The sequence below is a fragment of the Paenarthrobacter sp. UW852 genome, assembly GCF_024608385.1.
Taxonomy (GTDB): Bacteria; Actinomycetota; Actinomycetes; order Actinomycetales; family Micrococcaceae; genus Arthrobacter.
On record NZ_JAMSGY010000005.1, the window covers coordinates 46888 to 72836 of the forward strand.

General features: G+C 62.0%; 29 protein-coding genes. 12 read left to right on the plus strand and 17 right to left on the minus strand.

Annotation, left to right across the window (positions count from 1 at the left end; translation table 11 throughout):
* Positions 1–196: 196 nt before the first annotated feature.
* Positions 197–328 (minus strand): hypothetical protein, encoded by a 132-nt coding sequence (locus NEK97_RS10215; RefSeq protein WP_257369803.1) that lies wholly within the window; start codon positions 326–328, stop codon positions 197–199.
* A gap of 323 nt (positions 329–651) precedes the next feature.
* On the opposite strand from NEK97_RS10215, the gene NEK97_RS10220 reads away from it, so the two are divergent.
* Together NEK97_RS10220 and NEK97_RS10225 are read left to right on the plus strand one after the other, a co-directional pair.
* Positions 652–1014, plus strand: a complete 363-nt coding sequence (locus tag NEK97_RS10220; RefSeq protein WP_257369805.1) for an MEMO1 family protein — start codon at positions 652–654, stop codon at positions 1012–1014.
* A 591-nt stretch (positions 1015–1605) separates the two neighbouring features.
* On the plus strand, positions 1606–2121 hold the full coding sequence (locus tag NEK97_RS10225; RefSeq protein ID WP_257369807.1) for a hypothetical protein: 516 nt from the start codon (positions 1606–1608) through the stop codon (positions 2119–2121).
* A gap of 128 nt (positions 2122–2249) precedes the next feature.
* Here NEK97_RS10225 and NEK97_RS10230 read toward each other — a convergent pair whose 3' ends face one another.
* The 6 genes from NEK97_RS10230 to NEK97_RS10260 form a co-directional block, all read right to left on the minus strand.
* Positions 2250–2708, minus strand: coding sequence for a GNAT family N-acetyltransferase (locus tag NEK97_RS10230; protein ID WP_257369808.1), 459 nt, complete (start codon positions 2706–2708; stop codon positions 2250–2252).
* A gap of 331 nt (positions 2709–3039) precedes the next feature.
* Positions 3040–3549, minus strand: coding sequence for a barstar family protein (locus tag NEK97_RS10235; protein ID WP_257369809.1), 510 nt, complete (start codon positions 3547–3549; stop codon positions 3040–3042).
* A gap of 26 nt (positions 3550–3575) precedes the next feature.
* Positions 3576–5294, minus strand: coding sequence for an IS30 family transposase (locus NEK97_RS19850; RefSeq protein WP_306672970.1), 1719 nt, complete (start codon positions 5292–5294; stop codon positions 3576–3578).
* 201 nt (positions 5295–5495) lie between these two features.
* Positions 5496–5996 (minus strand): GrpB family protein, encoded by a 501-nt coding sequence (locus tag NEK97_RS10245; protein ID WP_257369811.1) that lies wholly within the window; start codon positions 5994–5996, stop codon positions 5496–5498.
* A gap of 729 nt (positions 5997–6725) precedes the next feature.
* Positions 6726–7160 carry a hypothetical protein gene (locus NEK97_RS10255; protein WP_257369813.1) on the minus strand — a complete coding sequence of 145 codons (435 nt, stop codon included), beginning with the start codon at positions 7158–7160 and terminating at the stop codon, positions 6726–6728.
* A 212-nt stretch (positions 7161–7372) separates the two neighbouring features.
* Entirely contained in the window at positions 7373–8146 is a 774-nt protein-coding gene (locus NEK97_RS10260) for a class I SAM-dependent methyltransferase (protein WP_257369815.1), read from the minus strand.
* 161 nt (positions 8147–8307) lie between these two features.
* Between NEK97_RS10260 and NEK97_RS10265 the strand changes: the two genes are divergently transcribed.
* On the plus strand, positions 8308–8544 hold the full coding sequence (locus tag NEK97_RS10265) for a hypothetical protein (RefSeq protein ID WP_257369816.1): 237 nt from the start codon (positions 8308–8310) through the stop codon (positions 8542–8544).
* 23 nt (positions 8545–8567) lie between these two features.
* Here NEK97_RS10265 and NEK97_RS10270 read toward each other — a convergent pair whose 3' ends face one another.
* Entirely contained in the window at positions 8568–8855 is a 288-nt protein-coding gene (locus NEK97_RS10270) for a MoaD/ThiS family protein (RefSeq protein WP_257369818.1), read from the minus strand.
* A gap of 7 nt (positions 8856–8862) precedes the next feature.
* The gene (locus NEK97_RS10275; RefSeq protein ID WP_257369819.1) at positions 8863–10089 is read right to left on the minus strand and encodes an exo-alpha-sialidase; all 1227 of its coding nucleotides are present in this window, start codon (positions 10087–10089) and stop codon (positions 8863–8865) included.
* A gap of 255 nt (positions 10090–10344) precedes the next feature.
* Between NEK97_RS10275 and NEK97_RS10280 the strand changes: the two genes are divergently transcribed.
* On the plus strand, positions 10345–11550 hold the full coding sequence (locus NEK97_RS10280) for a GGDEF domain-containing protein (RefSeq protein WP_257369820.1): 1206 nt from the start codon (positions 10345–10347) through the stop codon (positions 11548–11550).
* 52 nt (positions 11551–11602) lie between these two features.
* On the opposite strand, the gene NEK97_RS10285 is transcribed toward NEK97_RS10280, so the two are convergent.
* Positions 11603–12598 carry a S1C family serine protease gene (locus NEK97_RS10285; protein ID WP_257369821.1) on the minus strand — a complete coding sequence of 332 codons (996 nt, stop codon included), beginning with the start codon at positions 12596–12598 and terminating at the stop codon, positions 11603–11605.
* A gap of 223 nt (positions 12599–12821) precedes the next feature.
* Here NEK97_RS10285 and NEK97_RS10290 point away from each other — a divergent pair, with 223 nt between their 5' ends.
* Together NEK97_RS10290 and NEK97_RS10295 are read left to right on the plus strand one after the other, a co-directional pair.
* On the plus strand, positions 12822–12965 hold the full coding sequence (locus tag NEK97_RS10290; RefSeq protein ID WP_257369822.1) for a hypothetical protein: 144 nt from the start codon (positions 12822–12824) through the stop codon (positions 12963–12965).
* Positions 12966–13142: 177 nt separating this feature from the next.
* The gene (locus NEK97_RS10295; RefSeq protein WP_257369823.1) at positions 13143–13922 is read left to right on the plus strand and encodes an isocitrate lyase/phosphoenolpyruvate mutase family protein; all 780 of its coding nucleotides are present in this window, start codon (positions 13143–13145) and stop codon (positions 13920–13922) included.
* 60 nt (positions 13923–13982) lie between these two features.
* Here the strand turns inward: NEK97_RS10295 and NEK97_RS10300 are convergent, their stop codons facing one another.
* Positions 13983–14906: a LysR family transcriptional regulator gene (locus tag NEK97_RS10300; protein ID WP_235518296.1), complete on the minus strand. Its 924-nt coding sequence runs from the start codon at positions 14904–14906 to the stop codon at positions 13983–13985.
* Between the two features lie 179 nt (positions 14907–15085).
* Between NEK97_RS10300 and NEK97_RS10305 the strand changes: the two genes are divergently transcribed.
* A complete protein-coding gene (locus tag NEK97_RS10305; protein ID WP_257369824.1) occupies positions 15086–15427 on the plus strand; it encodes a hypothetical protein in 342 nt (113 codons plus the stop codon).
* A 95-nt stretch (positions 15428–15522) separates the two neighbouring features.
* Entirely contained in the window at positions 15523–16557 is a 1035-nt protein-coding gene (locus NEK97_RS10310) for an LLM class flavin-dependent oxidoreductase (RefSeq protein WP_257369826.1), read from the plus strand.
* On the opposite strand, the gene NEK97_RS10315 is transcribed toward NEK97_RS10310, so the two are convergent.
* Positions 16554–16754: a hypothetical protein gene (locus tag NEK97_RS10315; protein ID WP_235518290.1), complete on the minus strand. Its 201-nt coding sequence runs from the start codon at positions 16752–16754 to the stop codon at positions 16554–16556. The genes NEK97_RS10310 and NEK97_RS10315 overlap by 4 nt on opposite strands.
* Positions 16755–16865: 111 nt before the next feature.
* Here NEK97_RS10315 and NEK97_RS10320 point away from each other — a divergent pair, with 111 nt between their 5' ends.
* Entirely contained in the window at positions 16866–17366 is a 501-nt protein-coding gene (locus tag NEK97_RS10320) for a universal stress protein (RefSeq protein WP_257369828.1), read from the plus strand.
* Positions 17367–17681: 315 nt separating this feature from the next.
* On the opposite strand, the gene NEK97_RS10325 is transcribed toward NEK97_RS10320, so the two are convergent.
* The 4 genes from NEK97_RS10325 to NEK97_RS10340 are packed head-to-tail and all read right to left on the minus strand — an operon-like array spanning position 17682 to position 22692.
* Positions 17682–19073 (minus strand): GntP family permease, encoded by a 1392-nt coding sequence (locus NEK97_RS10325; protein ID WP_257369830.1) that lies wholly within the window; start codon positions 19071–19073, stop codon positions 17682–17684.
* A gap of 23 nt (positions 19074–19096) precedes the next feature.
* Positions 19097–19732 carry a bifunctional 4-hydroxy-2-oxoglutarate aldolase/2-dehydro-3-deoxy-phosphogluconate aldolase gene (locus NEK97_RS10330; RefSeq protein ID WP_257369831.1) on the minus strand — a complete coding sequence of 212 codons (636 nt, stop codon included), beginning with the start codon at positions 19730–19732 and terminating at the stop codon, positions 19097–19099.
* Complete coding sequence (locus tag NEK97_RS10335) at positions 19729–21372, minus strand: amidohydrolase family protein (RefSeq protein ID WP_257369833.1); 1644 nt, start codon at positions 21370–21372, stop codon at positions 19729–19731. The genes NEK97_RS10330 and NEK97_RS10335 overlap by 4 nt, the downstream gene beginning before the upstream one ends.
* Positions 21373–21378: 6 nt before the next feature.
* Complete coding sequence (locus NEK97_RS10340) at positions 21379–22692, minus strand: alanine racemase (protein WP_257369834.1); 1314 nt, start codon at positions 22690–22692, stop codon at positions 21379–21381.
* 171 nt (positions 22693–22863) lie between these two features.
* On the opposite strand from NEK97_RS10340, the gene NEK97_RS10345 reads away from it, so the two are divergent.
* The 3 genes from NEK97_RS10345 to NEK97_RS10355 are packed head-to-tail and all read left to right on the plus strand — an operon-like array spanning position 22864 to position 25048.
* The gene (locus NEK97_RS10345; RefSeq protein WP_257369836.1) at positions 22864–23889 is read left to right on the plus strand and encodes a sugar kinase; all 1026 of its coding nucleotides are present in this window, start codon (positions 22864–22866) and stop codon (positions 23887–23889) included.
* Complete coding sequence (locus tag NEK97_RS10350; RefSeq protein ID WP_257369837.1) at positions 23886–24647, plus strand: IclR family transcriptional regulator; 762 nt, start codon at positions 23886–23888, stop codon at positions 24645–24647. Before NEK97_RS10345 ends, NEK97_RS10350 begins: the two co-directional genes overlap by 4 nt.
* The gene (locus tag NEK97_RS10355; RefSeq protein ID WP_211710100.1) at positions 24644–25048 is read left to right on the plus strand and encodes a RidA family protein; all 405 of its coding nucleotides are present in this window, start codon (positions 24644–24646) and stop codon (positions 25046–25048) included. Before NEK97_RS10350 ends, NEK97_RS10355 begins: the two co-directional genes overlap by 4 nt.
* A gap of 98 nt (positions 25049–25146) precedes the next feature.
* Here NEK97_RS10355 and NEK97_RS10360 read toward each other — a convergent pair whose 3' ends face one another.
* Positions 25147–25947: a polyprenol monophosphomannose synthase gene (locus NEK97_RS10360; protein ID WP_306672971.1), complete on the minus strand. Its 801-nt coding sequence runs from the start codon at positions 25945–25947 to the stop codon at positions 25147–25149.
* Positions 25948–25949 lie beyond the last annotated feature (2 nt).

The window sequence follows — 25949 nt, forward strand, 5'->3', positions numbered from 1 at the left end:
TCGACAGTACCCTGCGCACATGCGGGCGTAACGTCGGCGAGTCTTTGTAGCTTGGGGCGGCGCGCGGCGCCGTCGCACCTGCAGTCGCCGTAGGCGACAAGATCTTCGAGCACATCCCTGATGATCCTCGACTCTTGGATGACTTGGGGTCGAGGTTGCTTTGAATCACTGTTCGCTACTTCGCGGCCGAGGAGTTTCAACTCCCTCGGGTCACCGAGAAGTAGTACAGGTTGTCACCAGCCTCGTTGAGCACTTCACCGACGTCTGAATCGAACTCCGATGTTTCCCAGCGCGGCTCGTCCTCGCCCTCTCGCAGCTGTGCGTGCATCCATTTATCAAATGTAGAACCGATGGGTTCGCCGACGATAACCAGATCCCGCGGTGTCCCAATTCTTTCCTACACGCTAGGCAATCACGCTAAGCGGGCCTCCCTGCTCTGGCGCGGTTTCGCTGTCCCACTTCCTTTGAACCGGGACGCCGTGCGGCATTGGAACAAACCTCTTGGACGTAATTGCTAGGCAGGACTTCGTTGATCACGTTTCGATGTGGCACAAGTGTCCGCAAGGGGATCGGCGGATTCTGGGTAGCGTGACAGACTTCCAGCCAGTAGAGATGAGTTTCCGCGATTGGTGGACTGAAGGAGGAACTTCTATGGTGTCGCAGGATCAAAGACGCGAAGCGCTCTATGACCTCATACAGTTGCGTCGTCCCTTAGCCGAGTTGTCAGCTCGATTGTTGACGTTTGAATGGTCCTCCCAAGAGGAGCTGGCCACTGCTTTCGCTCAGGATATCGGCCATGCCCTGGACGAATTTTCGGCTGGGAAGATCAGTGCGGATGATCTTTGCGCATGGGCGGAGGAGCTGCAGGGGCGCGAAGATATTGCACTGAATCCGCGGGACCGGGATTTCTTGGCGGATGCACTCTTCCAGCTGTCCACGCCCGAGATTTGTGGTCCCGCCGATGAGGTGGCCGTTGCCCTTAGGCTGCGGCTGACTGAACGCTCAGGCCATTAGAGCAGAACACCAGAGCGTTCGTAGGAGGATCCTTTAGCGGGTGCTGCTTGGGTGGTCGAAAATGTTTACCGAAGTCCGTTCCTGCTGCGCTGAGGATTGCGGAACCATGCTCCACCGGGCTGGCTCGTTGAAAATGGAAGAATGTGGCCATGATTAGTACCAGCCGTGGGCTGATGGTAGCGGCTCTCCTTTCTTATGGAGAGGAGAAAGCAGCCGGATGGGCGCGCGAAGCATCTGTCGAGGAACTGCAAAGAACTCTCACCGTCGCCGAGTGGATTCTGCACTTCGGGCCCCACCCGAAAAGTGGGGCAAGCATGCTCATAGACAACGCAGTCGCCCTAGCGGGGGTGTATGTTCACGAAGGCTTTCCGCGTGATCTCAGCCGGAAGCGACGAGACCTCAGAGCCTGGAAGCAGGCGAGAGACGACGACAGCGGCGTCATGGGCCAAGCGGTGAAGGGAGCGGATAACTACGACGCGGTGGGTTCAGACGCTCGGAGCTTTTGGTCACGGGAATAAGTGTCCGGTGAGGGATCCTTCATGGGCGCCATGGTGTTGAACCGAATCCCCCTTGTGAGAGAGGCAAAGATCAATGAAAACTGGCAACTTAATTCCTGCGCGGGCTGAGCTGCAGGAATCCCAAGTTGGCCGCCGGCAGGTACTGATAGGCCTCGGCGGCGCAGTTCTCGTCGCCACGGTAAGTGCGTGCGCATTGTTGGAGCTCCCCGACGAGGTAGAGCCTTCTGACATTGTTGGCGAGTGGACATCGAAGCCGAGGAAAGGCCACACCACACTTTTGAAGCTTGTCGCTGACGGTATCTTCGAGTGGTCTGGAGTGCCCGAGGGAACCTTCGGTGAATGGACCTCTTCAGAGAAGCTCGACTGGGAAAAGTTAGAAACCTATTCCGGCCAATGGTCGATCGAAAAGGACCTCGTCAGCAAAAAGGCCACGAACATCAGGCTCAGGCCTGAGACATCACAGGACTTGGCAATCTTTCCCTTGTCTGTCTGGAAACGTGGCTCAGATCAGTTCCTCACCTATACGCTAGGCGATCCGGACGGGGGCGACAGGTTCGAATTCCATCTTGCATCCCGCACATATGGCTAGAAACTTTCATGTAAGAGCGCCGGCCGGCAGAGTTCCTACAAATAGCGAGATCACCAAACCCGGACTCGCCTTCTCAGGGCTCTCCACCCGATGGCGACTCCCAATCTCCACGCACGGTGCAGGATCCCTTACCGGGAGGCCTCGAAAAGGATCAGCTCTGACTGACCGTCGTCAGCGGTCACTCCGCGAATCTCCGAGAATCGGGCGGCCGGCCAGAAGTTGAGAGCCTCATGCATCCTGATGGATGCCGTGTTGTGTTCGTTCGTGAAGTAGTACGCAGTCGAATCCCGGGACCAGATCCATTCCAATCTCGCCCGGGTTGGTGCAGAACCGATTCCTCGCCGACGGAACCCCGGAGCGACTTCCACGCCACCGAGATAGTGGCCCGCTGGAACGTTGCCTTCGGGATTCGGGTGCAGATGTGTCTTGGCCACGCCGACTACTTCATCCCGCGTTACAGCCACCAGAACAATGCGGTCGCTCCTTGCAGCGATCAACTCGCTGGTCCAGCGTGCTCGTCCACTGGCATCACAGACCGCCGCATTGACTTGTCCTAGGTCATCCATGGTGGCTTCTCGAACCTGCATAGGCACAGCGTAACGGGAGAGCGGAACCTCTCCGTAGTTCCCGCCCGTAAGCCGGTCCCTCACCGGCCGCCGCTACCTTGCGCCAAACGTTCCCGCGGTTTCAGGACTACTGGATTCCCGTAAGACCCGCCCGCAAAATGCCCGGTGAAGGTGCGGCGGATTCGAGCAGTCGACGCAACAGTGGCCTATTTTTGGGGCAGTTTTGCCATCCCTAACCGAGATTAGCGGCCGTTGGAGTATGCCGTGAAACGCCTTTGTGGAGGAGGGCGCCAGCTAGGATCGTCGCCTCGGAGTCAGAGCTCCCAGAGGTGTCGGTTTCTGAGCTTCTAGATCATTCCCGGTGATTCCACGTGACTGAAGTGCCTCCGACTTGAGGGACTTCAATCCGGCGGTCGTCGGTTCGAACGAGGCACATCATCCGGTTTCCAAAGAGGGCAGCGTATGCGGCCTGCCTGGCATAGATGTCCAATAGAAGATGAGCCGTTCTCGCATCCCTTTTGGCGAATTTGTCATATCCATCAATCACGACCACCAAGCCCGCAGCTGCGTTGGTCCAGCCGTAGGACTGCGTTGCTACATCACTTAGGCAGTCGTTAAGGGCATCGAGGTTATGCCCGTAATACGCGGGAAAATCTAGTGCCTCAGCCATGTCCCGGTGCATGTCCGCGCTCAATCGCCATAAGGCGGCGTCTAGGTAAATCACCTTGTAACTGCGTTGCCCGAGCCAAGTCATCGCCTCGTCTAGTATCGTTCGCTGGCAAAACAGACTGACGAACCCGTTCTGGATGAGAAGGAAGTCGAGAGGATGATTTAGCTCGTCAGCCGGGTCCCAAGTCGCCATAGGCATCACTCTAGCCCGGTGCTGATTCAGTACTCAGCCCGGAGGGCCGCTGCTGGGCTACGGTAGTCAAGACTTTTCCGTGGCCTTGCTTTGAGCTCGTCGCAGACTTGCTTGACGTGCTCGTCTGCGTGCACCGAGAGATCCGTGCCCTCCGGGAAGTACTGGCGAACTAGGCCGTTGAAGTTCTCGTTAGCTCCGCGTTGCCAGGGGCTGGATCGTTCAGCGAAGTAGATCCTCAGTCCGGTAGCGGCCGCCAATTCCTGATGACGGGCCATCTCCACGCCTTGGTCCCAAGTCAATGTCTGCTTCAGGTGAGCCGGCAAGGCTGCGAAGGCAGCGATGATTGCCTGGTTAGTCTGCGCAGCGGTGTGCCCGTGCGGAAGGTTGATGATGATACCGTAATGGGTCTTGCGTTCCCGCAGGGTCACCATGGCCGACGCCGAACCAATGCCCACGATGAGATCACCTTCCCAATGACCGGCCTCTGTTTTGGTCTGAACGCCGGCAGGTCTTTCATTGATCATGGTCATGTTTTGCACGACCGATCCGTGTCCCGATCCAGTCCGCCACCGGTGCTTGCGGATCTTTCGCCCTGTGCGAAGCCGTGGCCTGCCGTCCGTTCTTAATCCGCCATGGTCGCCGAAAAATAGGGCCTGGTAGATCGTCTCCGGACAGAGCCGCAGCCCCGGTTCGGCGGGAAACTCCAAGGCTAACCACCCGCAGATCTGCTCCGGCGACCAGTGACTGGTTAGCTTGGTCTGCACCAATGAGTGCAGGCGTGGATTAGTCTGCAATTTCCGCTCCCGCGGCCGACGTCGCTGGCTGCGCGCATCGTGATCGGCTGTATGCGGCAAGTATCGCCCCCGAGGATCGCGGTGCCGGTCAAGCTCCCGCTTGATGGTCGAGGCATGCCTCCCCAGCTCCCTGCCAATTTGCCGTAGGAAACAGCCCATGCGGAGCAGGTCCGCCATATGCAGCCTTTCCCGCAGGCACAAGTACCTGCCCGACGGAGGTTTGAGGCTGGCCCGTGGCTGTTGCGCCCCCTGGTTCCGAAGCCTTGTCCCGATAACCCTGCTCACGCCCAACATCCTGCAGGCGGCAGCATTGGGAGCACCGGAGCCCACCAGTTCCGAATATCGTGTCCCCCGTAGCAAGCGTCGCTTTTGTGCTGGAGACAAGGGAACTGCCGAGCGCTCTGCAACGATCCGCGCAGTGCGGATCGCGTCCCACTCGGACTTCTGCATGCGTGCTTTCTCGGCTTCCAACTCCTTCCGACGCTGGGTCTCCCACCTGACGGAGGTCCCCGGCGCGAGCCATAAGCCCTTTACAACCTCCGCCAAGGGAAGCTGGCTTCGAAAAACAACGAAACGACGATAGACCCACCGGTAACCGGTCGTATGCTTTACGCCTGCTGATGCGGCAGCAGCCCATACGCTCAAGCCGCTGGAATAGGAGGACCAGAAGGTTTCCTCAACGGCTGGGTCGACTTGGAAATGATGGCGCCCGGTTCCGCTTAGGAAGCCTTCATTCCATTTCTCGGCATTGCGCGATGTGAACCCCAGTTCAGCCTGAGCTGCCGCATGATCGAAGTCATTGCTGCGGAACCGGAGGTACTCATCACGCAACCACCGATAACCGGTCTCCTTACCGACTCCGGTTACCCGTACTGATTCTCTGAAACTCTTGCCCTCCTTGATCAGAGCAAGAAATCTGAGACCGGTAGGCGAATCGAACCGTTGATACATCGAAGGAACTCCCTGGATTGGGTGTTGCTTCGATCAACAGAATTCGGGGTGCCCTAAACGCTACACAGTTTCCTGTCCCATTTCCTTGGAATTGGGACGCTCAGTGGCTGTGCCTCTCTCCCACCGTGGATTTGATAGTTGGACGACGACAATTCTGCAGTGGGCGTCCGTGAGTGAATCCTTGCCGGACGCCGGTAAGTGCTAGTCGGATTCTCCGGCGCCTTCGAGGATCGCATCCACGACATCGGCTTTGTACCTGGTGTGAGCCCCCCAGTCCTTGGTGTTGACAGTGGCTTCGCGTTTGACCGTCAGATAGCGGTCTCTTGCTCTGATGTCCTTCCGCAAGATGTCGCGGAACTTTATGCGTCGGTGCCATTGATGTCCGTGGATTTGGACAAGATGGATGACGATCTCTCTGTTCGTCCTGTCAGGCAGGCTAAACCAAGCGTGTCCTTCTCTATGGCCTTCGCAGTCGAATCCATCCGAGCTGAGCGAGCCCATGGCGGTCGTCCATTGGTGTACGTTCACGCCGACCAATACGTCGACCACGTCCTTGGCAGGAAGTTCCGGAATGGACGTCGAACCTATGTGTTCGACCTCTGCGTCCGGCAGCAGGGAAACCAGCCGTGCGCGCACGGCTTCAAATCTTGCTGCCCATCCCTCTGGGTCAGCTGGGACAAGCTCGATGATGTCGGATCCCATAATCCCTATCGTGGTGGTTTGGAAGGATGACCGAAGGCGGGGGCTCGGCTTCTCGGACGAAGCCACAATCGACCCTTAACCTGATGCCAGACCTCGGCGTTATCTTTTTTATCCCAGATGTTTTCCCAAATCATCTGCGGTGAACAGCAGTCACAAAACTACTTCGGGGACAGTTACTCTGTGGGTCAGGATTCCATACTTAGGTATCGGTAGACAGTGGCGCGGCTGGCTCCGATGATCTTTCCGATGTCCGTCGGCTTGAGACCGCGAGCTTTCAGTTCATGTGCCCTTTTGACCTTATCGTGGTCTGTCGTGATTTCCCGGCGGCCTGCTTTGCGTCCGTTAGCAGCAGCAGCCATGCCGGCCTTGGTGCGTTCGGAAAGCTGGTCTCGTTCAAGCTGCAGGAGGAGTGTTCCGGGCCTTCAGTGACGGACCCCGCGATCGACGCGAACTCGCCGAAAAGATCGGGGCTCAGAAACTGCCCTGGATACCGGCCGAATACTCAGCCACCTACTCAGATAAGGCCAGGGAAATGACACCGATGGCCGTCGCCACCGTTATTCCAGAAGTGCTGCGCAACCGCGAACCCCTAGACCTTCCGCCAGGTATCTATAACCCACCACGGCATACCTGAGAACGCTTGCTGTGGGCACAAGCGCCAAATAGCGCTGTGAAAACCCCCGCCGTTTAACGCCGACGATCACAAACGGTCGTTTTGACGTCGTCCAGTTATGGAACGGACGGCCGAGGGGTCGGCCCGGGAGTCGCTGAGTCCGGTAGGCAGAAGCTCAGCCCGTCTCCCCAGAATCCGTTGTTGGTGCAGTAAAGCGGCACATCCTTGTCGCCGACGTGAAGCGTTGGATCCTTCAGACCGTATTTGGAATCATTGAAGGTCAGTTCAACCGTGCCGTCGGGTGAGGTGCAGCGGTAGGCGACGTTCCACGGGCTTGTGTCTTCACACCGTTCAAGATTCCTCAGGTCGCCTTCCTCGTCTACGTACGCCCAGTCCTTATCTCTGGCCTCCCCGACCTGAATGGCAGAGTTCGGAACGGCCAGTGCATCGTCGCGGGTGAAGGGCCTCTCATCGCACGCCGCGGCCGTCAGCGTGAGCGAAGCGATGAGACCAAAGCCAATACTTGTTGCAACACGTTTTTGGTTCACCATTCGTACCTTATCCGTTGCTGTTGCTGACACCTCATGGCTGGCGAATGGGCTTTCGTTGCACCGGTCCCTGGGGCTGCGGCGCCGGGTTGTTGGGGGAATGATGCGTTCATGAGTCGTTGCATCTTCTCCAGGAGTGGGTCAACGCTCCTACAGCAGCTGCGCTTTTTCCTGGGAGGCTGGGATTCAGGACCCCGCGCCCGTCCTCGCAGCCCCTACCCCCTGAGGCAGAAGTACGCCATCCCGAGCACGCCCCGGTACCCCTCTTCATAAGCAGCGCGCTGTTCCTCACATTGCCGACGGACCTGCTTTGCTGCGGGATGGTCGGCATCGTGTGCTTCCAACCAGCGGGTAAACCTGCCACGGAATCCGGCCTCGAAGACGTCCCACTCCTGAATGCTGGCCTGGTCCTCGTCCACCACTTCGAAACCAGCGGCCCGGATCTGCTCCCGCAAGGCGTCGTGTGTCAGGAACTCGTCATCGCGTCCCGCCAGAGGGGCGGTGGCGGCCGGATGAGGCGGTGACGACCAGATCGCCTCGCCGTAGACGAGCCGCCCGCCGGGAAGCACCAGGGCTCGAAGTGCGCGCAACGCGGCTGCGTAATCGAGCGGCTGTGCGTCCTCCACAGGCGGCCCCCAAATCTGGCTCGCACCGATGCAGATGGCAGCGTCTGCCCGGCGATTCCGGACCTCCAGCCCGGGCATCGAATCGAACGTCGCCCTGTCGAGGAGCCCACGTTTCAATGCTTGTTGCCTCGCGCGGTCGATGGACTTGGACGAGGCGTCCACTCCGTGTCCCCGCGCCTGCGGGGCCGACGCCAAAACCCGAAGGAGCAATTCACCCCAACCGCACCCCATATCCAGGACCTCAGCGGGCGCGGGGTCGGACAGGAATGCCACAAGGTGCGCGGCGCGTTCCTCGGAGAGCGGAGTAAGCCAGGTCAGTGACTCGTAAAGGGGCGGCATTTCAGGCGAAGTAACGTCGGTCACCCCAAGATGCTCTCACGCGAAGGCTCGCCACCAACCCCGAAACGCAACTACCCCGGAAAGCTAACCGGACCCTAACCACGCGGAAATACGGTGGCAACATTGCCGCGCCACACTGGAATAGCCGGCAAGTGCAGGCGCCCAGCTCCAGCCAGGAGGACACCATGCTGAAGGAAGTCCCAACTCACACAACACGTATACGCGCGATCAGCCAGCTCCACCGCGGAGACGAGATCGAAGCCCGCCTGTCGGTCGGCCCCGCCTACGATGACGTGGTCATCCGCCGCGGACGGGTCCAGGAAACGGCGCCGGGAATCGGTGTCGTTTGGATCATGGATCACGTTTCAGGCATGAGAAAAGCAATCAATACCGATGAATGCAGTGTTTGGCGCGTCGCCTGAACAGGGCTGGACCCCAACGCTCCTCAGCCGCCGGCCACGGACTGGATAATCAAGACCTCCTGGCCAGCCGCAACCTCCGTATCAAGCCCCTTCAGACGCCGGACTTCATCCCCGTTCACGTATATATTCACGAAACGGCGAAGCGCACCGGTCTCATCACGCAAGCGCCTGGCCAGCACCGGATACTCTCCGGTGACTGAGTCCAGCAACTGTCCCACGGTCACAGCCCCGTCGGCGGACGCAGTCAGATAGGACTGTCCGCCGACGAGCGGCTGCAGGACGCCAGGCAACAGGACCCTAAATTCAGCCACAGCGGACCTAACCAGGTACCGGGGCGTCGGGTTGGTCTTCGGGAGACGCAGCCGTCTCGGCAGCCGCATCCACAATGACCGCGGCCTCCGCCAGCACTGTCGCTTCCGCTGCAGCCAGCGGGGCTTCCGCCCCTGCCGGGTTTCCAACCACGACGGCGGCACGCACGCTAAGTACGTCCGGCAAGTGTGCTGCCACTTCAGTAAAGGTCACGCCCTCATCGTCGCTGGCGTAGACGGTGCCGCCGCGGGTGCCGAAATACACGCCAACAGGCTCGGCCGTGTCCACCGATGCGGCGTCACGGAGGACCGCGTTGTATTCGTGGTCCGGGAGTCCGGCGTGGAGTTCAGTCCACGTATTTCCTGCGTCATGGGTCCGGTGCACGCTGAGCTTGCTGTCCGGTGGGATACGTTCGCCGTCGGCTTTGAGGGGAATCACCCAGGCCGTACCCTCGCGCCGGGGATGCGTCAGCATCACGAACCCGAAGTCCGCGGGGAGGCCCTCGGCAATGGAATTCCAGTTCTCGCCGTCATCATCGGTCCGGTACACGCCGTGATGGTTCTGCGCATAAAGACGACCGTCGACGGCGGCGTCCGCAGCAATCTTGTGGACGCACTGGCCGAACTCGGGGTTGGGATCCGGCATGAAGTAGGCCGATATCCCCTTGTTCCGGGGCTCCCAGGACGCACCGCCGTCGAGCGATCTGTAAACGCCACCCGTGCTCATGGCTACGTGGACCTTCTCGCCGCTCGGGTCCACCACGATCGAGTGTGCCGCCGCGCCACCGTAGCCTGCGCCCCACTCACTGCGGTGGGGGTGTTCCCACAGTCCGCGGTTCAGTTCGAAGTGCTGGCCGCCGTCGGTCGATTTCCACAGCGAAATCGGCTCGCAACCGGCCCACACGACGCCTGGCCGGGAGTCGGCGTCGGGGTGGATCTGCCAAATGCGTTCCAGGGCCGCGTCAGTGTCTTCGGGGAATTTGATGGCACCTTGTTCGGGCTCGGTCCATGTGGCGCCAAGGTCGTCGGAATGGACGACGGTGGGACCCCAATGTTCGGAGCGCACCCCCACCATGATCCGTGTTTTGCCGTCCCGGGTGTCTATTCCGATGCTTGGTATCTCACTCATCAGGAAATGTGGGCCGGAGAGGGACCATTCCTCGCGGTCCGTGCTGGTTGCCAGCCACAGGCCTTTCTTGGTCCCGATCGCTAAGAGGTATCTCTCTGGGGTAGCCATGAACCCATGCAACCATCCGCTGGATGGGGAGGGCAATGGTTTTTTGGAGGGAGGGCGCCTCTCCAGGCAGCGGAACTACAGAGCGGCGCGCCGGGCTTATTCACTGTTGGGGAAAAACATGCTTGACTGATGACTTTGCGGCCGAATTCGGTCGCAGCAACAATCTTGGGGGATTAAATGAATCACGGAGATGGCAGCCAATGAGAATTCTGACTGGGAGCTCCTTGGTTACTGACCGGTAGCGGGACGGCGTTTATGAATTCGCTTGCATTGCAAGAGGGAACCATCGTCCTGGATCCCTTCGCCGTCCGAGTCGTCCTTGCTTTGGTGACTTTGGCACTGATTGTCATCTCGTGCCTTACGTCGCAACGGAAACGCACCCCCTACGCCGACTGGTGGCGGGCGGCCCTCTTCCTGTTTTTCGTGGGAAACGGAGCTTTCCTGTTGAACGGCACGCCTTTCCAATGGTGGGCCAGCCCTGCGGGTAAGTTCCTGGTGGTGGCGGGTGCCTTCTGCGTCTGGGCAGGAGCGCGCACCCTCCGCGACCGAAAGGCCGCATTATGGCAGCTGCTCCCGGGACCCCTGCTGGCAGGAGCGGCCTCCATTCTGGATGACCCAGCTTCAAGCGTGTGGTCCGGCGGGATGGCTTACCTGGCGATGACCACCGCCGGAATCGCCTTTGCCGCAATTGAACTGTGGTTCACAAAATCAGCCCGGTCCAGAATCACCAGGTTTCTGTCCATCATGGCGGGGCTGACGGCCGCCTATTACCTGCTGCGCACCCTTACTTACATTTTGTACGGCACTGAAAGCTGGCTGTTCCAGACATATTTCGGTTACGCTCCTGCAGCTTTGGTGCATCTCATGCTGCTGGTCGCAGTGTCATCCACCATGAATACCCTGAGCAACAGGCAACTCATCCGGCGCCTACGCGAGCGCGCGGAACGGGACCATTTGACGGGACTGCTCAACAGGGGCGCTTTCCTGGATTTGGCCGCCCGGGAACTTGCCCGCTCTTCGCAGGACCGCGGCGCTGCCTTGATCCTGGCCGACCTGGACAACTTCAAGGCCGTCAATGACGAATATGGACATTCGGCGGGGGACGCCGCCCTCCGCGCCTTCGCCAAGGCCAGCTCAGCCGCCGTCAGGTCAACGGACCTTATTGGACGCTACGGAGGGGAGGAGTTCATCCTCTTCCTGCCTGGAGCCTCGCAACAACGGGCCGAGGCCATCGCCTCGGATATCAGCGAGCGCCTGGCTGCGATGGACGGCACCGATGGCCTGCCATTCCCGACGGTCAGCTACGGCGTAACCTCCACGGGAGCGGGGCCTCCGGACCTGGCGTTCATGATCAACGTGGCGGACGCCGCCCTGTACAGCGCCAAAGCCCAAGGCAGGAACCGGGTTGTGGGAGCGGACCCCTTGGACGCTGAATCGGCGGAGGACAAGGCAACACCGTAGGCATCGGCTCTGGTGAGCTGCGCGCACCCATGGATGCGCGCCGTTCGCCGCCCTAGCAGGCAGTCGGTTCCCCGAACGGCAGTGAGGTTCCGGCTATGCGCCAGAGGGAACCGTCCCAATGCATCGCATACTGGATCCGCCAATTCGAGCAGGTCTGGGCGTTCCTGCCATGGGCCGCGTCCTGGATGGTCTGAAGGACCACATTGGCGTTCAGGTCATCCGGGGACTGTGTATTGGTGACGTTGTAAAGCTCGGCCTTGGTCCAGTAGGACGAACCCAGCCCTTCGCTCCACTTAACCGAGTCTCCAAAGGTGGCCTGGAGTTCGGGGGTGAGAATCTTGAACGCAGCGGCGTAAGCACCTTGGTTAATGCCCTGCCCGTGCAGAATCAGGCTCTGCCCTACGCTGCGGGCCTGATCGTGATTCGCCGAGACAGTGAAGGGGAAGAACCCGGAACCCGGTGCCGGTGCATTTCCGCATTCGTCGAAGGCCACTGGTGTGGACCGGGATTTCCATTCGTTGACCGCTGCGGAAACACGGGGCGCTGTTACTGCATAGGCGATTCCTTCTGCCCTGCCGTAGCCTTCGGGCTCAATGGTGACCACCACACCGGAAACCTTCCCGTCCTGGGTGATGAGCGGCCCTCCACTGTTGCCATGATTGATGGCAGCGTCTGTCTGGATAAGGTTCGGGAGAGTTCGGTCACCGATGTGTTGCTCGACGTCGAGCGCGCTCACCGTTCCCCTGGTCAAGGTGAACGGATGACCCAGGGGGAATCCGAGTGCGGCCACATCGCTCCCGACCGGGGGCTCGCTGCTTCGTAGTTGAAACTGATGGCCTTCCACAGGGCTTCGGGTTTTAACCACCGCGATGTCCGCCACGTCATTCTTGCCGAGAACCGTGGCATCTACGGAGGTCCGGCCGAAGGCGATGCTGATCGCGGATGCGTCACGAACAACATGGGCGGCTGTGACCACCAGGTCCGGGCCCACAAGGAACCCCGTACCCGTGTAACCGGCGTCGCACGTAGTGACGGTCAACTGCCCCACGCCCGACTGCACTTGGGCAACCACGTCAGGCCAAGTACTCGGCTCAGGAGACTTACTGGCGCCGGTGTCGGCAGCAGCGCTTTCGTTTGGGCTTGGCGTGCTCGGGGAAGGGGTGGGGACTTCCTGGCTGGTTGCTTGAGATGGTGAAGAAGCTTGCGGGGACGGACTGGAGCCGGCGTTACAGCCCGTTGCCACAAGACACAGGCTTAGGGACGCTATGACAGTGCAGCGGACAAAGGGGTTTGGGGTGCTGTTCATCAAGGACCTCCTGACGCTGAGGGCGAGCAGCGGCATGAGCGGGTTCCCGTTCCGGATCGCTCCTGCAACTGCGCCCTCAAAAGAAAAGTCGGGTAAGCCGCCGTCGTAAGGGATTGATCATGGAATGGATATGCGAGACCCATGATGCAAATCGACGGCCGTTTACTCGACTCGTTTTTCCCAGCAAGCACATCGTAACCCCGGAAAAGCCGACCAAGGAGAAACCGCCACGCCTTAGGCCTAGGCTGAACGTGGCAAGATTCCCAGCCCACGACGGAGGAAACCCATGACAGAAACAACCACCAACTCACGTGCGCAGCAGTTGAAGGCCCTGCACGAGGCTCCGGAAATCCTCAGTGTTGTCAATGTGTGGGATGCCATCAGTGCCTCCACAGTTGCAGCCCTTCCGGAGACCAAAGCCATCGCGACGGCCGGCCATTCCATTGCCGCCGCCTACGGCTACGCCGATGGGACCATGCCGCTGGATGTGGCGCTCAGCGGGGTGGAGCGGATCGTCAAAGCCGTGGACCTTCCAGTCACAGCTGACCTGGACGACGGATACGAGGACCCTGCCGAGACGATCCGCCGGGCCATCGCCATTGGTGTTGTCGGCGCGAACGTCGAGGACCGGCTGCGCCCCTTCGACGACGCCGTTGCCCGGGTTCAGGCGATCATCAAGGCCGCCGAGGAGGAGGGCATCGCCTTCCAGCTGAACGCACGCACTGACGCGATCGTCCGCGGCGGCGACCGCCCCATCAAGGACAGCCTCGACGACGCCATCGCGCGCGGCCGGGCGTTCCTCGACGCCGGTGCTGCTTTGGTTTTCGTTCCGGGCGCACTGAACCGTGAAACCATCGAGCCCCTGGTTGAAGGCCTGGGACACGGAAAGCTCTCCGTGATTGGCGCACCGGGAGCCCTTCCGGCGAACGAATTGCAGGAGCTCGGCGTTGCCCGCGTCTCCTACGGCCCGTTCACGCAACGCGTCGCCTTGCGCGCTCTCCAGGACCTGGCCACTGACCTCTACGGATCGGGAGTCATCCCTGCTGACACTCCTGCCCTGAACTAACCGCAGCGGGAAAAAGCAACAACCGGGTCCCGCCGCATCACCACGCGGCGGGACCCGTCTTCATGAGCCGGCCCGGGTATCGAATGCGGCCGCTGATTCCCGGAGAAGTCGAGCAACGGTGTCCAGGGGCAAACTCGTTGCCCTTCGCCGGTCGAACCTGCGCAAGGCAATGTGCCGGGTACCCAAACCAGGGACATCCAGGATGTCCACGTTGTCCTGGACCACGCCGGTCAGTGCCAAAGTGGGAACAATCGCGACACCCTCGCCGGCGGCCACCAGTGCGAATGCGGTGAGTGTGTCCTGGTACTGATGGACCGTCTCAATACGCGCCCCGGTGGTGTGGCGAAGACGCCCCAGCACGGCATCGTTGGCTGCGGACGGCTCCACCCCAAGCCACGGCAGATGCAGCCGGCTGAGGTCGATGCTGTCCGTGGCCAGCAAGGATCCGGCCGGCACCACCAACTTCCACGGCTCATCGAGCAACGGCTCCTCGACCATACCGGCAGCAAGCGGGTGCTGGACGGCGGCCGCCGAATCCTGCTCGATGACCACGGCGTCGAGCTGCCGTTGCCTGAACAGGCGCATGAGGGCTGGAAAACTGTCTTCCACGATCCTGATCTGCAATTCGGGGTACTGGCTGCGCCACTCGGGCAAGCGTGGAATCACCACAGTGCGCATGAAACTGGTGAATCCGCCGATGCGCACCACGCCCGCCACCTGGGCTTCCCCTTGCATCCGTGCCCGGGCAACATTGAGCGCGCGTTCGATCTCTTCGCCGGCTTCTGCCACCGCCAGTCCAGCTGGAGTCAGGACAGAGCCTTTGGGGGTTCGCATGACCAATGCCTGCCCTGCTTCGCTCTCAAGTTTGCTGAGTTGCTGGGACACTGCGGACGGCGTGATCCGCAGTTCATCGGCAGCGGCAAGAACGCCTCCAGTGCGCGCAACAGCAAGGAGGACAAGCAGCCGACGCGGGTCCATTTCCATGTTAAGAAATCCTAAATACGGGATTCAGCGGAATGCAATTGATCTAAAGAAGAATCTCCAGCAATATCTATCTCAGAGCTGCTGTTCAGTCCAACGAAGGATGAACCAGGGCAGCCCCAAATCCTAAAAATTACGCCACCGGCAACCCCAGCCGGGCGCTTCATCCTGAAAGGAATCCGATGGAACTGCTGTGGGAAATGACCGGTTGGGCTGGCGCTGCCGCGATGCTCGGTTCGTACCTGTCGGTGTCCATGGGTTGGTTGAAGCCGGGCATCAGCTTCCAGACCGCGAACCTCTTCGGATCATGCGCTTTCATCATCAATGGCACCCTGCACGGAGCCTGGCCGTCGGTAGCCACCAACGTGGCGTGGTTCCTCATCTCAGCGGTGGCACTGCACCGCCTGCGGGCAGCGCAACAGCCTGCCCGCATTGAGGTTCCGGAGCAGCGATCACCGCTGACATCCGACACTGGCACCCACCTGGTCATTCCGGTCCCCCAAGCAGCGGTGAACTGCTCCTAGCTTGCGGCATCACACAAGGTAACCTCCCGCCGTCGTCGTACTGTCCACCGCATAAGGTGGGCAATAACCGCTGACCGACAGCTAAGGAGAGCCCCATGCCCGCCCCCGAACGCCCGTTGAAAAAGCTGGGATTCCTCACCATCGGACTGTTCGATCCCGCGGACCCGGCTGCAGGTCACCAGTCCACGCTGGACATCATCGAACTGGGCGAGAAATTGGGCTTCGACAGTGCCTGGCTGCGGCACCGCCACCTGCAGTTCGGTATCTCCTCGCCCGTCGCAGTGATGGCTGCGGCCAGCCAGCGCACCTCCAGGATAGAACTCGGTACCGCCGTCACTCCGCTGGGGTGGGAAAACCCCTTGCGACTCGCTGAAGACCTGGCAACTGTGGACATCCTCGCGGGCGGGCGCATCAATCCGGGGCTGAGCGTGGGCGAACCCATGAACTTCGACACCATAAAGCATGAGCTCTACCCCGACTCTGCGGACGTCGAAGACTTCAGCTATGCCCGCGTCGAACGGCTGGCACGGCTGATCGCAGGGGAAAAGGTCCGGGAGTTTTCCGGTAAGCAGGGTGTGGTGGAGGAGTTCTCCAACCGCGTGGAGCCGCACTCCCCCGGGTTGCGGGACCGTCTTTGGTACGGAGCGGCCAGCCTGAAATCGGCCCTGTGGGCCGGCGAAAACGGCTTCAATTTGCTCTCCAGCAGCGTGGTCTTTCCCTCCCCCGATGAAGAGCCGGACTTCGCCCGCGTCCAGCAAAAGCAGATCCGCTCCTACCGTGAGGCCGCCGCGGCACAGGGGCACAAGCCGGCGCGGGTCTCGCAGGGCCTGGTGGTGATCCCCACCGATTCGGCATCGGCAACGCAGCGGGAGAAATACCAGCGCTACGTCGATGAGCGCACACCCCGCACCAGTGCGCCGCAAGGGCCCAAGGGCATGCTGTTCGCGAAGGACCTCATAGGCACCAGTGAGCATATCGCCGAGCAGCTGTACGCGCACGCCGGCTTCCAGGAAGTCGACGAAGTCGCGTTTGCCCTGCCATTCAGCTTCGACCACGAGGACTATGTCCAGATCCTCACCGATATTGCAGGCACGCTCGCCCCGGCACTTGGATGGCGCCCGGAAGGCTAGTCCACGAACTCCGACTGCGTCTGGATGAACGTCCAATCGGCGTCGGTGAGCACTCCGCTCACCTTGTCCGGATGCGGGCCGCCCGCCTCGGCAATGTGCTGCAGCACCTGCAAGGGGAGTTCGTCGGCGCGCAGGTTCTCGCGCAGCCACTCCTTGCTGTCCAGGTGCAGATCAAGCCACCACATGTAAATTTCCATCGCAGACCACCCTCCTAGAATTAACCGTAGGCCCGGGCAAACAGTGTCTACAAGAGCCAACGGCGTCCGGATGACCTGTTCAACGCCACGCTGCGGCGCAACAATGAGGGTATGGCTGCGGAAGATTTCAGCGGACCGATTCCCTTGGTGGTGGGAGTGCTGCCGGACCAGCATGTGGAGGTCCTCCAGACGGCACGGACCTTGGCCGAACAGCTCGGCGTGCCGCTTGTCTGTGCGTACGTGGACGAGGCCAGCTACCTCGTCGAGTGGGATCCGGCCCGTGACGCGCACCGGATGTCGTTGCACCCCGAAAAGGACCAGGCCGACGTCGAGGCGGTTCGCGGGGACTTGGGCAAGGTCATCGGCGACGCGCTGGACGGTGGCACCGCTGACTGGACCCTGCGTCTTCTCGCGGGGGATCCTGCCCGCGCCCTTGGTCGGCTCGCGGAGGACATCAAAGCGTCGATGATCATTGTGGGCACCCCAGAGCCTGGTTTGGGGCACCGCATTTCCGAGGCCCTCAACGGTTCTGTGGCCGCTTGGCTCAGCCACCACCAGCGCCGCCCGGTGCTGATCGTGCCGCAGAAAAAGAGGCCGGAAGGGGGCCGTTGAAACTAAAGCGAAAGTAGTTATTCGAGGTGGTGGCAATGGGGTCCCGGGCAACGTAGAGTAATTACTGCAGGTCGGTGAAAGCCCCTGCTCAAAGGCTGCTCCGGAGTGCGTATCCCCCAATAACGCACTCCGGAGCTCTTTTGTTTAAGCCCGGGTTTTCTGCCCGTGCGGCCACCGCCTTCTTTGACGCAGAAACGGCCCCGACACACGCTTGAGCAGGTGTGTCGGGGCCGTTTTGGTCTCAAAGTTGGTGGGGCCGGCACGGCTCGCAGGATGAAGAGCACGACGCCGGCACCCACCTTGGGTGAGGAAAGGTCACCTCACGAAGGTGTACAGCAATGCCGCCATCCCGAAGCCCACAATGGACAGCACGGTCTCCAGCACGGTCCACGTTTTCAAGGTGTCCTTGACGGACATGTTGAAGTACTTGGAAATGATCCAGAACCCGCCGTCGTTCACGTGGCTGGCGATGATGGAGCCGGAGGAGATGGCCACCACGATCAGCGCGAGCTGCGGCTGCGAGTAGCCGGTGGCCAGGCTGGGCGCCAGGATGCCGCCCGTGGTCACGATCGCCACCGTTGCCGAGCCCTGCGCGATGCGCATCCCTGCGCTGATCACGAACGCGGACAGGATGATCGGCAGGCCGGCCTGGGACAGCGAATCCGCCACGGCCTTGCCCACACCGGTGGCCGACAGCACCGCTCCAAAGAACGCACCGGCGCCAACAACCAGCAGGATCATGCCCACGGGCCGCAACGACGAGCCCGTGATTTCGCTGAGCTCGGTGGAGGTCATGCCGCGGCGAATGCCCAACAACCACATGGCCAGGAGCACGGCGACGGTGAGAGCGATGGCCGGGTTGCCGAAGAACTGCAGGATGTCCCGGAAAACACCGGCGGGAGCGAAGATGTTGCCGAACGTGCCGCCGAGGATGAGGATCATGGGCAAGCCGATGGCAAGCAGGACCAGGCCGATGGACGGTTCGTTGCCCTTGGCGGTGTCCGATTCGGCAACGATCCGGTCCTCGGGCACGTTCACCATGACGCGCTTGCCGATGTAGGTGCCCCACAAAATACCGGAGGCGAACCAGGCAGGGATACCGCAGATCAGGCCCATGAGGATGATCCAACCAAGGTCAACGTGGAACAACCCGGCAGCGGCCACAGGACCGGGGTGCGGGGGCAGGAAAGCGTGCGTCACTGACAGCCCTGCCAGCAAAGGCAGCGCGTACAGGGCCAAGGACTTGCCGCCGCGGATAGCCGCGACGTACACCAGCGGCGCCAGGACGAAGATGCCGATATCGAAGAACACCGGGATACCCAACACGAAGCCGGTGATGCCCATGGCCAGCGGGGTGCCCTTTTCGCCGAAGATCTTCACGAGCCTCGCCAGCAGCACCTCTGCACCGCCGGACCGTTCCAGGATGGCACCAAGGACGGTACCCAGGCCAATGATCACTGTGATGTGGCCGAGGATGCCCGCGAAACCCTTTTCAATCAGGGCGTCACTGCTCTTGGTGGCCGAACCGACCAGTGCCTCCACGGAGATCCCACCAACCAAGGCCACGATCACACCCGTTCCCACCAGGGCGATGAACGGCTCGAGCTTGACCTTGATGATCAGGAACAGCAGAAGGGCGATGCCTGCGCCCGCCAGGAGCAGCAGGCCGGCGGTGTCGTGCCGCAGCCATTCAAGGAATTCATTCATGGGCGTATCTTTCTGGGTGAGTCCTACTTGAGGGTGCCGGTGAAGGCGGCGGCACGTGCCGCGATGTCTGCCCAGTCGCCTGCGGCAACTGCCGCGGGCGGGACTACGCTGGTGCCGCAGCAGACTGCGGCAGCACCGGCGTCGAGGTAGCTCTTGGCGTTGGAGGCATCGATGCCCCCCGAAGGCAGCAGGCGGATCCCGGGGTAGGGGCCCTGCAAGTCCTTCAAATACGCCGGTCCGAGCTGCCGGGCGGGGAAAATCTTGACGGCGGCAGAACCCAGATCCAGGGCCTGCGCCACCTCGGTGGGGGTCATGGCGCCGAGGCTGAACGGGATTCCCGCAGCCGCAGCGACGGCGGCGACCTCGGGCCTCAGGCCCGGCGTCACCAGGAACTGCGCGCCGGCGTCGATCGCTGCACGGGCCTGGTCGGCGGTCATCACCGTTCCGATTCCGACGGCGGCACCGTGATCCGCCGCGGTTTCCGCCGCGCGCTTGACATGCTTGAGCGCATCGGGGGTGGTGAAGGTCAGCTCAACACTGCGGATGCCGCCGTCGGCCAGTGCCCTGCAGAGGTCCGCCGCGTCCGTGATGGAGGGTGCGCGAACCACGGCAAGGGTGCGATCTGATTCAAGCTGCTGGAGGAACTGTTCGGGGGTCATAGCTGTCCTTCTCGGGTGAGGCCGTCGCTGTGGCGGCGGAGGGCTCGTCCGGCGCGGGCACCGGTAGGCTGGCCGCCGTCGATCGCGGCCGCGCCGTTCACGAAGACGTACTGGATGCCGCTGGCGGCTTGGCGGGGGTTCTCGAAAGTGGCTTCGTCCCGGATTGTTTCCGCGTCAAAGAGCACGACGTCGGCCACGTAGCCTTCGCGGACAAGTCCCCTGTTGTGGAGCTTGAGTCGTGCGGCAGGCCGGCCACTGAGGTGATGGACCATTTCCTCGAGCCCCAGCAGCCCCAGGTCGCGGGAGTAATGTCCGAGGTAGCGGGGGAACGTACCCCAGGCACGCGGATGCGGCTTGGCACCGACCAGGAGGCCGTCGCTGCCGCCGGTGTGGGTGCGATGCTTCATGATTGCCTGCACGTTTTCTTCGTGGCCCACATGTTGCAGGATGCCGGTGCCCAGGCGGTCTTCCATGAGGATGTGCACGAAGACGTCGAAAGGCTCCTGCCCCGTTGCCGTTGCGATGTCCCTGATGGTCTGGCCCACGAAGCCTGCGAGCGCCGGGTTCTGGACGCCGCTGATTTCCAGGGTGTCCCACTCGGCAACCACGCCGTGGCAGCCGTCGGATCCGTAGATCTCCACGGCCTCACGGATTCGTGCGCGGGTTTCCGGGTCGGCCAGCCGGGCCAGGGTGGCATCGGTCCCGCCGGAGGACGCCCAACTGGGCAGGATGGCGCTCAGCGTGGTGGCACCCGGGAGGTACGGGTAGGTGTCCAGGGTGATGTCCACGCCTTGGTCCAGGGCTTCATCGATCAGGTCCAGGAGCTCCCCTGCACGGCCTTTGTTCTCCGCGAAGTTCATGGTGGCGTGGGAAAGGTGCAACGCGCAGCCGGTGTCGCGGCTCAGACCGATCATCTCGGCGTAGGCGTCCAATGCACCCTTGCCGTAGGAGCGGTGGTGCGGCGCGTAGAAGCCACCCAGCTCACCTACTGTCCGGCAGAGCCCGGCGAGTTCTTCGGTCTGCGCGTACATGCCCGGGGTGTAGGTCAGCCCGGAGCTCATGCCCACGGCTCCGTCCTCCATCGCCGTGCGGATGACGTCCTGCATCTTCTGCTGTTGCTCCGGGGTGGGGTCACCCTCGGCGAAGCCCATCACCATGGCCCGGACGGTTCCTTGGGGCACCAGGTAGGCGGCGTTGGTGGCGATGCGGCCACCGTCGTGTTCAGCGTCCAGGCGGTCCAGGTACTCGCCCACGGTCCGCCAGTTCCAGTCGAAGTCGGCAGGGTTGTCGTTCCAGCCGGCAATTTTCTCCCGGACACCGGCCAGCGTTGCGTCATCAACCGGCGCGTAGGACAGTCCGTCCTGGCCCAGCAGTTCCGTGGTGACGCCCTGGCTGAGCTTGGCGTAGTGCTCCCTGTTGACCAGCAGCTGCAGGTCCGAGTGCGCGTGCATGTCGATGAAACCGGGGCTGAGGACCAGTCCCGTGGCATCGATGACACGGTCCGCGCCGGTTTCCCCAACGGTGAGGGTCCCGGCGTCGACGATCGCGGCAATCACCCCACCGTCCAGCACGACGTCTGCGGGGCGGCGTTCCGCTCCCGTTCCGTCCACCAGGGTGGCATTGCTGATCAAGGTCTTCATGGCGTCCTAGAAGAAGGTATGGATGAGGTCGACGACGGCCTGGTCGCCATTGGTCCGGGACGGGCCTGTGTCAGCCAGAACGGGGATGACGGTCCACTTATCGAACGCAGTGCACGGGTGGGACAGGCCCAGGCGGACGACGTCGCCGGGGCGGACGGTGGTGGTGTTGGCGTCGAAGGTCATGAAGGAATGCTGGTCGTTGACCGAGGTGATTTCTGCGCCAACCAGGGGTTCCATGGCGCCGCCAAGCACGGGTCCGATGAGCTGCGGCTCGGGCAGTCCTTCGTCGAACGGAAGGTCGCGCTTGCCGGCGTCGAGGATGGCCAAGCCGGGCTCGGTCTGCGAAACTACGCGGGCCCAACCGTACATTCCGGCTGTGAAAGGCTGGTCGCCTTCCCGGGAAAAGGGCGAGATTCCGCGGTAGAAACCGTCGTCGTGGATGATGTAGGCGCCGCTGCGGATCATGAGGTCCACACTCGGTCCACCGGTTTCGGCCCCGGCGCTGATGCATGGGGACAGCACAGTGACGACGTCGTCAAAGTACGCGCTGCCGCCGGCAGTGAGGATCACTGAGTCGGCGCCGTAGAACCCGTCTGCGAGCAGTTGCTCGTGAAGCAGCCGCATCTGGGCGAGGTAGCCGCGGACGGCGGCCAGGCCGGCGTCGTCCGCTGTGTGCGCGAGTGAGCCTTCATAGCCGCTGACACCTACCAGGCGCAGGTTGGGCGAGGCCGAAATAGCGCGGGCCACGTCCATGGCAGCGTCCACACCGCGTGCACCCGTCCTGCCGCCGTGGGCACCGAGCTCCACCAGAACATCCAGCACGGAATCGCTACCGGCGAGGGTTCGGTTGATGACGTCCACGGTTCCCAGGGAGTCGATCCAGGACAAGATCGTGGAGCCCTGGGCAGCGACCCACTCGATGGCCCGTGGGTCCGTGAGGCTGTTGGCGAGCTGCAGGTTCCGGACTCCAAATCCGCGGGCCACGCGAAGCTGGGCGAAATTGGCCAACGTGATGCCCCATGCGCCGCGGTTCAGCTGCTCGCACCAGAGCTGCGGGGCCATGGTGGTTTTTCCGTGCGGGGCAAGGAGCACACCCTTTTCGGCGCACCAGCTGGCAAGACGGTCGGCGTTGGCAGTCAGCGCCGCTGCGTCGAGGGTCAGGAGCGGGGTCTGGAGGTCTGCCAGTGTGTGATTGGCGGCGAGGAAGTCGGCGTGGGTGGTCCCGTTTTCGCTTGCCGGCACGGCTTTGTGGCGCCAGTCGAGGCGGCGTTCGGCAAGGTCCTTCACGGCGGAGGCCGAGATGGCTTCGGAGGTGTTCACGCGTTTCGTTCCCTTCGCGGTGCTGCGTTAGTGCGGCTGCGGGATGGTGACCGCTTGTTTATGCGTTGCGTATTTTGCAACGCTGGTTGCAAACCTGATGGTGATATGTCTAACATGGTGGCGGATCGAGAGTCAAGGCCGCCTGGCGGCACGAACAAGTGCGGGAGAACGATGCTTTCAGCTGTATGCGTTGGCGAAACCATGGCCATGCTTACCCCTGTCAACGCCGTTCCGCTGCACCTCGCAACCGAACTGCACTTCGGGATTGGCGGCGCTGAATCCAACGTCGCCATGGGCCTCGCAGCCATGGGCCTGGACACGCATTGGGTCAGCCGCGTGGGCCGCGACGGCTTCGGCACCCGCATCCTGGACGAACTCCGCGACCACTACGTCGGGGTTTCCGGCGTCGAGATTGACCCCGTGCGCCCCACCGGCCTGTACGTCAAAGTCCCTGCGCAGGACTCAGCGCCCGACGGCGGCAGTTCGGTTTTGTACTACCGGCAAGGCTCTGCGGCTTCGGCCATGGGACGGGACACGCTCTCCAACCCTGACGTGTCCTCACTGCTGGAGAACGCCGCACTCATTCATTTGAGCGGGATCACCGCGGCCCTCTCCCCCGAATGCCTTTCGCTGCTGGAAGCCATCCTGACCGCGCCCCGGAACGGCCGGACCATCAGCTTCGACGTCAACTGGCGTTCCGCCCTGTGGGCCGGCCAGGACCGCTCCGTCCTGCAACGATTGTCGAACCTCGCCGACGTCGTGCTTGTGGGCAAGGACGAGGCCGAGCATGCCTTCGGCACCACCGACGAAGCCGAACTCCGCCACATGATGCCGGATCCTCACGTGTTGGTCATCAAGAACGAGGCCATCAGTGCCATCGCGCTCACCCGTTCGGACACTGAGCCAGGCGGCACCCGGGAAGAGGTGCCCGCCTTGTCCGTTGCCGTCGTCGAGCCCGTAGGCGCCGGCGACTCGTTCGCCGCCGGATACCTCAGCGGCATGCTGTTCGGACTCGGCCAAAAGGAGAGCCTTCGCCGCGGCCACGTCGCCGCGGCCTGCACCCTGACCGTCCACGGCGACCGCGGCCCGCTCCCCGACGCCGCCGAACTCGCAGCCATCCTCGATTCTTCGGATGACGCCTGGGCTGCTATCCATGTTGAAGACGGACAATTCAGCAAACGGAGCGTGACACCTTGAGCCAGAGCCTCATGCGGGCCATCGACCTGCTCGGCGAACTCGCCGCCAAACCCGCAACCCTGGACGAACTCGCGTCCAAGGCCGCCGTGCACAAAACCACCGTGATGCGGCTCCTGCACGCCATGGAAGAGAAGCGCTTCGTGGTCCGCGACGAGGACCAGCGCTTCATGCTCGGCTCCAAGCTGTTCGAACTGTCCTCGCTGGCACTGGAACAACGGGACATCCGCAAGGTAGCGCACCCGCACCTGGCCGAGCTCAACGGAAAAACGGGGCACACTGTGCACCTCGCCGCCTTCGAAGGGAGCGAGGTGGTGTACATCGACAAGTTCGAGTCGCACCACCCCGTCCGCATGTACTCGCGCATCGGCCTGACTGCATCGCTGCACTCGGCCGCCGTGTCCAAAGTCCTCCTCGCCGACATGCCGCGCAGCCGGCAGGAAAAGATCGCGGCAGGGCTGGACTACGTCAAAGTTACCGAGAACACCCTGACCTCGCCGGAGGCCTTGCTGGCCGAACTCGAGCGGGTCAAGGAACAGGGCTGGGCCCACGACAACGCCGAGCACGAAGCATTCGTGCACTGCATCGCGGCCCCCATCCGCGATGCCAGCGGAGCCGTCGTAGCCGCAGCATCTTGTTCGGTACCGGTAGTCATGCTCAGCTATGAAGGCCTGCTTGAGCTGCTGCCCGACCTCAAAGCCAGCACCGAGGCCATCTCCAACGACCTCGGCTGGATCAGCCACGAAAGGAACTCAGCATGAGTGAAAAGACCGTAGTACTGACCGAAAACGCCCCCGCCCCGGCGCACGTATTCTCGCAGGGCATCAAGAAGGGCGGCATGTTCCAGGTTTCCGGCCAGGGCCCCATGGACCCCGCCACCAACCAGTACATCGGCGAGGGCGACGTCCGCGTCCAGACTCGTCGCACCCTGGACAACGTCAAGGCCATCCTCGAAGCCGGCGGATCCTCCGTTGAAGACGTCCTCATGTTCCGCGTCTACCTCACCACCCGCGACGATTTCGCCGCCATGAACGAGGTCTACGGTGAGTTCATCCGCGAGAACGTCCCCTCCGGCCAGCTGCCGAGCCGCACCACGGTATTCGTGGACCTGCCGCACGAGGTCATGCTGGTTGAGATCGACGCCCTGGCCGTCACCGCCTAGCTCTACTCCGTTGCTGCCCCGCTTTTCCGTCGTTGCCCAGCAACGCCGTAGCGGGGCAGCAACGTCCGACGGCGGCACTCACCTTAGCGCCGGCCGCCCTACCTTTGAAAGCGAAGCTTCCACGGCGTGAGCGCGGACTCCAACTGCTCGCGGAGGTTCATCTTGGAAGCACCTTCCACGCGTTCTTCAAAGTGGATAGGTACCTCGGCGATCTTCAGTCCTTGACGGACGGCTCGGTGGTTCATCTCTACCTGGAATGAGTAGCCGTCGCTGCGAACGGTTGCGACGTCAATCCGGTTCAAGGCATCAGCAGTCCAGGCTTTGAAACCCGCCGTTGCGTCCTTGATCTTCAAGCCCAGGATCGCACTCACATAGAAGTTGGCCCAAGCCGAGAGTGACTTGCGATGCCACGGCCATTCCGCGGCCGTAGACCCTCCAGCGACATAGCGCGAGCCGATGACCAGCGCGGCGCCGGAGGTGCGGATGCGGTCAAACATCGTGGGGATGGCCGAGACGGGGTGGGAGAGGTCTGCGTCCATTTGGATGACAATGTCCGAGTTCTCGGCCAAGGCCTTGGTCATTCCCGCGACGTAAGCCCTGCCGAGCCCATCTTTTTCTTTACGGTGCAGGACGGACACGCTGCCCTTGGAATCCGATGCCAGTTGGTCAGCCACTGCCCCGGTGCCATCAGGAGAGTTGTCATCCACCACCAGGACATTGAGATTCGTGATCCCAAGTGCATCGAGCTGGGCAACAAGAACCGGCAAGTTCTCCCGCTCATTGTAGGTAGGCACAACAACGGTGATTTTCGGATTTTCTGCAGTCAAAACGAGGGTCCCCAATTCAGTGTTCGGCCCCGGCATGGTGCACATGGCGGGCCCAGCCAGTCTATTGACCATTT

Coding starts and splice junctions, on each gene's coding strand:
- NEK97_RS10335 (WP_257369833.1), bottom strand. CDS start 21,372: ATGAAGACCTTGATCAGCAATGCCACCCTGGTGGACGGAACGGGAGCG.
- NEK97_RS10245 (WP_257369811.1), bottom strand. CDS start 5,996: ATGGGATCCGACATCATCGAGCTTGTCCCAGCTGACCCAGAGGGATGG.
- NEK97_RS10305 (WP_257369824.1), top strand. CDS start 15,086: ATGGAACTGCTGTGGGAAATGACCGGTTGGGCTGGCGCTGCCGCGATG.
- NEK97_RS10280 (WP_257369820.1), top strand. CDS start 10,345: ATGAATTCGCTTGCATTGCAAGAGGGAACCATCGTCCTGGATCCCTTC.
- NEK97_RS10220 (WP_257369805.1), top strand. CDS start 652: ATGGTGTCGCAGGATCAAAGACGCGAAGCGCTCTATGACCTCATACAG.
- NEK97_RS19850 (WP_306672970.1), bottom strand. CDS start 5,294: ATGTATCAACGGTTCGATTCGCCTACCGGTCTCAGATTTCTTGCTCTG.
- NEK97_RS10345 (WP_257369836.1), top strand. CDS start 22,864: ATGCTTTCAGCTGTATGCGTTGGCGAAACCATGGCCATGCTTACCCCT.
- NEK97_RS10225 (WP_257369807.1), top strand. CDS start 1,606: ATGAAAACTGGCAACTTAATTCCTGCGCGGGCTGAGCTGCAGGAATCC.
- NEK97_RS10235 (WP_257369809.1), bottom strand. CDS start 3,549: ATGGCGACTTGGGACCCGGCTGACGAGCTAAATCATCCTCTCGACTTC.
- NEK97_RS10215 (WP_257369803.1), bottom strand. CDS start 328: ATGCACGCACAGCTGCGAGAGGGCGAGGACGAGCCGCGCTGGGAAACA.
- NEK97_RS10310 (WP_257369826.1), top strand. CDS start 15,523: ATGCCCGCCCCCGAACGCCCGTTGAAAAAGCTGGGATTCCTCACCATC.
- NEK97_RS10255 (WP_257369813.1), bottom strand. CDS start 7,160: ATGGTGAACCAAAAACGTGTTGCAACAAGTATTGGCTTTGGTCTCATC.
- NEK97_RS10230 (WP_257369808.1), bottom strand. CDS start 2,708: ATGCAGGTTCGAGAAGCCACCATGGATGACCTAGGACAAGTCAATGCG.
- NEK97_RS10330 (WP_257369831.1), bottom strand. CDS start 19,732: ATGACCCCCGAACAGTTCCTCCAGCAGCTTGAATCAGATCGCACCCTT.
- NEK97_RS10300 (WP_235518296.1), bottom strand. CDS start 14,906: ATGGAAATGGACCCGCGTCGGCTGCTTGTCCTCCTTGCTGTTGCGCGC.
- NEK97_RS10265 (WP_257369816.1), top strand. CDS start 8,308: ATGCTGAAGGAAGTCCCAACTCACACAACACGTATACGCGCGATCAGC.
- NEK97_RS10295 (WP_257369823.1), top strand. CDS start 13,143: ATGACAGAAACAACCACCAACTCACGTGCGCAGCAGTTGAAGGCCCTG.
- NEK97_RS10355 (WP_211710100.1), top strand. CDS start 24,644: ATGAGTGAAAAGACCGTAGTACTGACCGAAAACGCCCCCGCCCCGGCG.
- NEK97_RS10360 (WP_306672971.1), bottom strand. CDS start 25,947: ATGGTCAATAGACTGGCTGGGCCCGCCATGTGCACCATGCCGGGGCCG.
- NEK97_RS10315 (WP_235518290.1), bottom strand. CDS start 16,754: ATGGAAATTTACATGTGGTGGCTTGATCTGCACCTGGACAGCAAGGAG.
- NEK97_RS10325 (WP_257369830.1), bottom strand. CDS start 19,073: ATGAATGAATTCCTTGAATGGCTGCGGCACGACACCGCCGGCCTGCTG.
- NEK97_RS10275 (WP_257369819.1), bottom strand. CDS start 10,089: ATGGCTACCCCAGAGAGATACCTCTTAGCGATCGGGACCAAGAAAGGC.
- NEK97_RS10320 (WP_257369828.1), top strand. CDS start 16,866: ATGGCTGCGGAAGATTTCAGCGGACCGATTCCCTTGGTGGTGGGAGTG.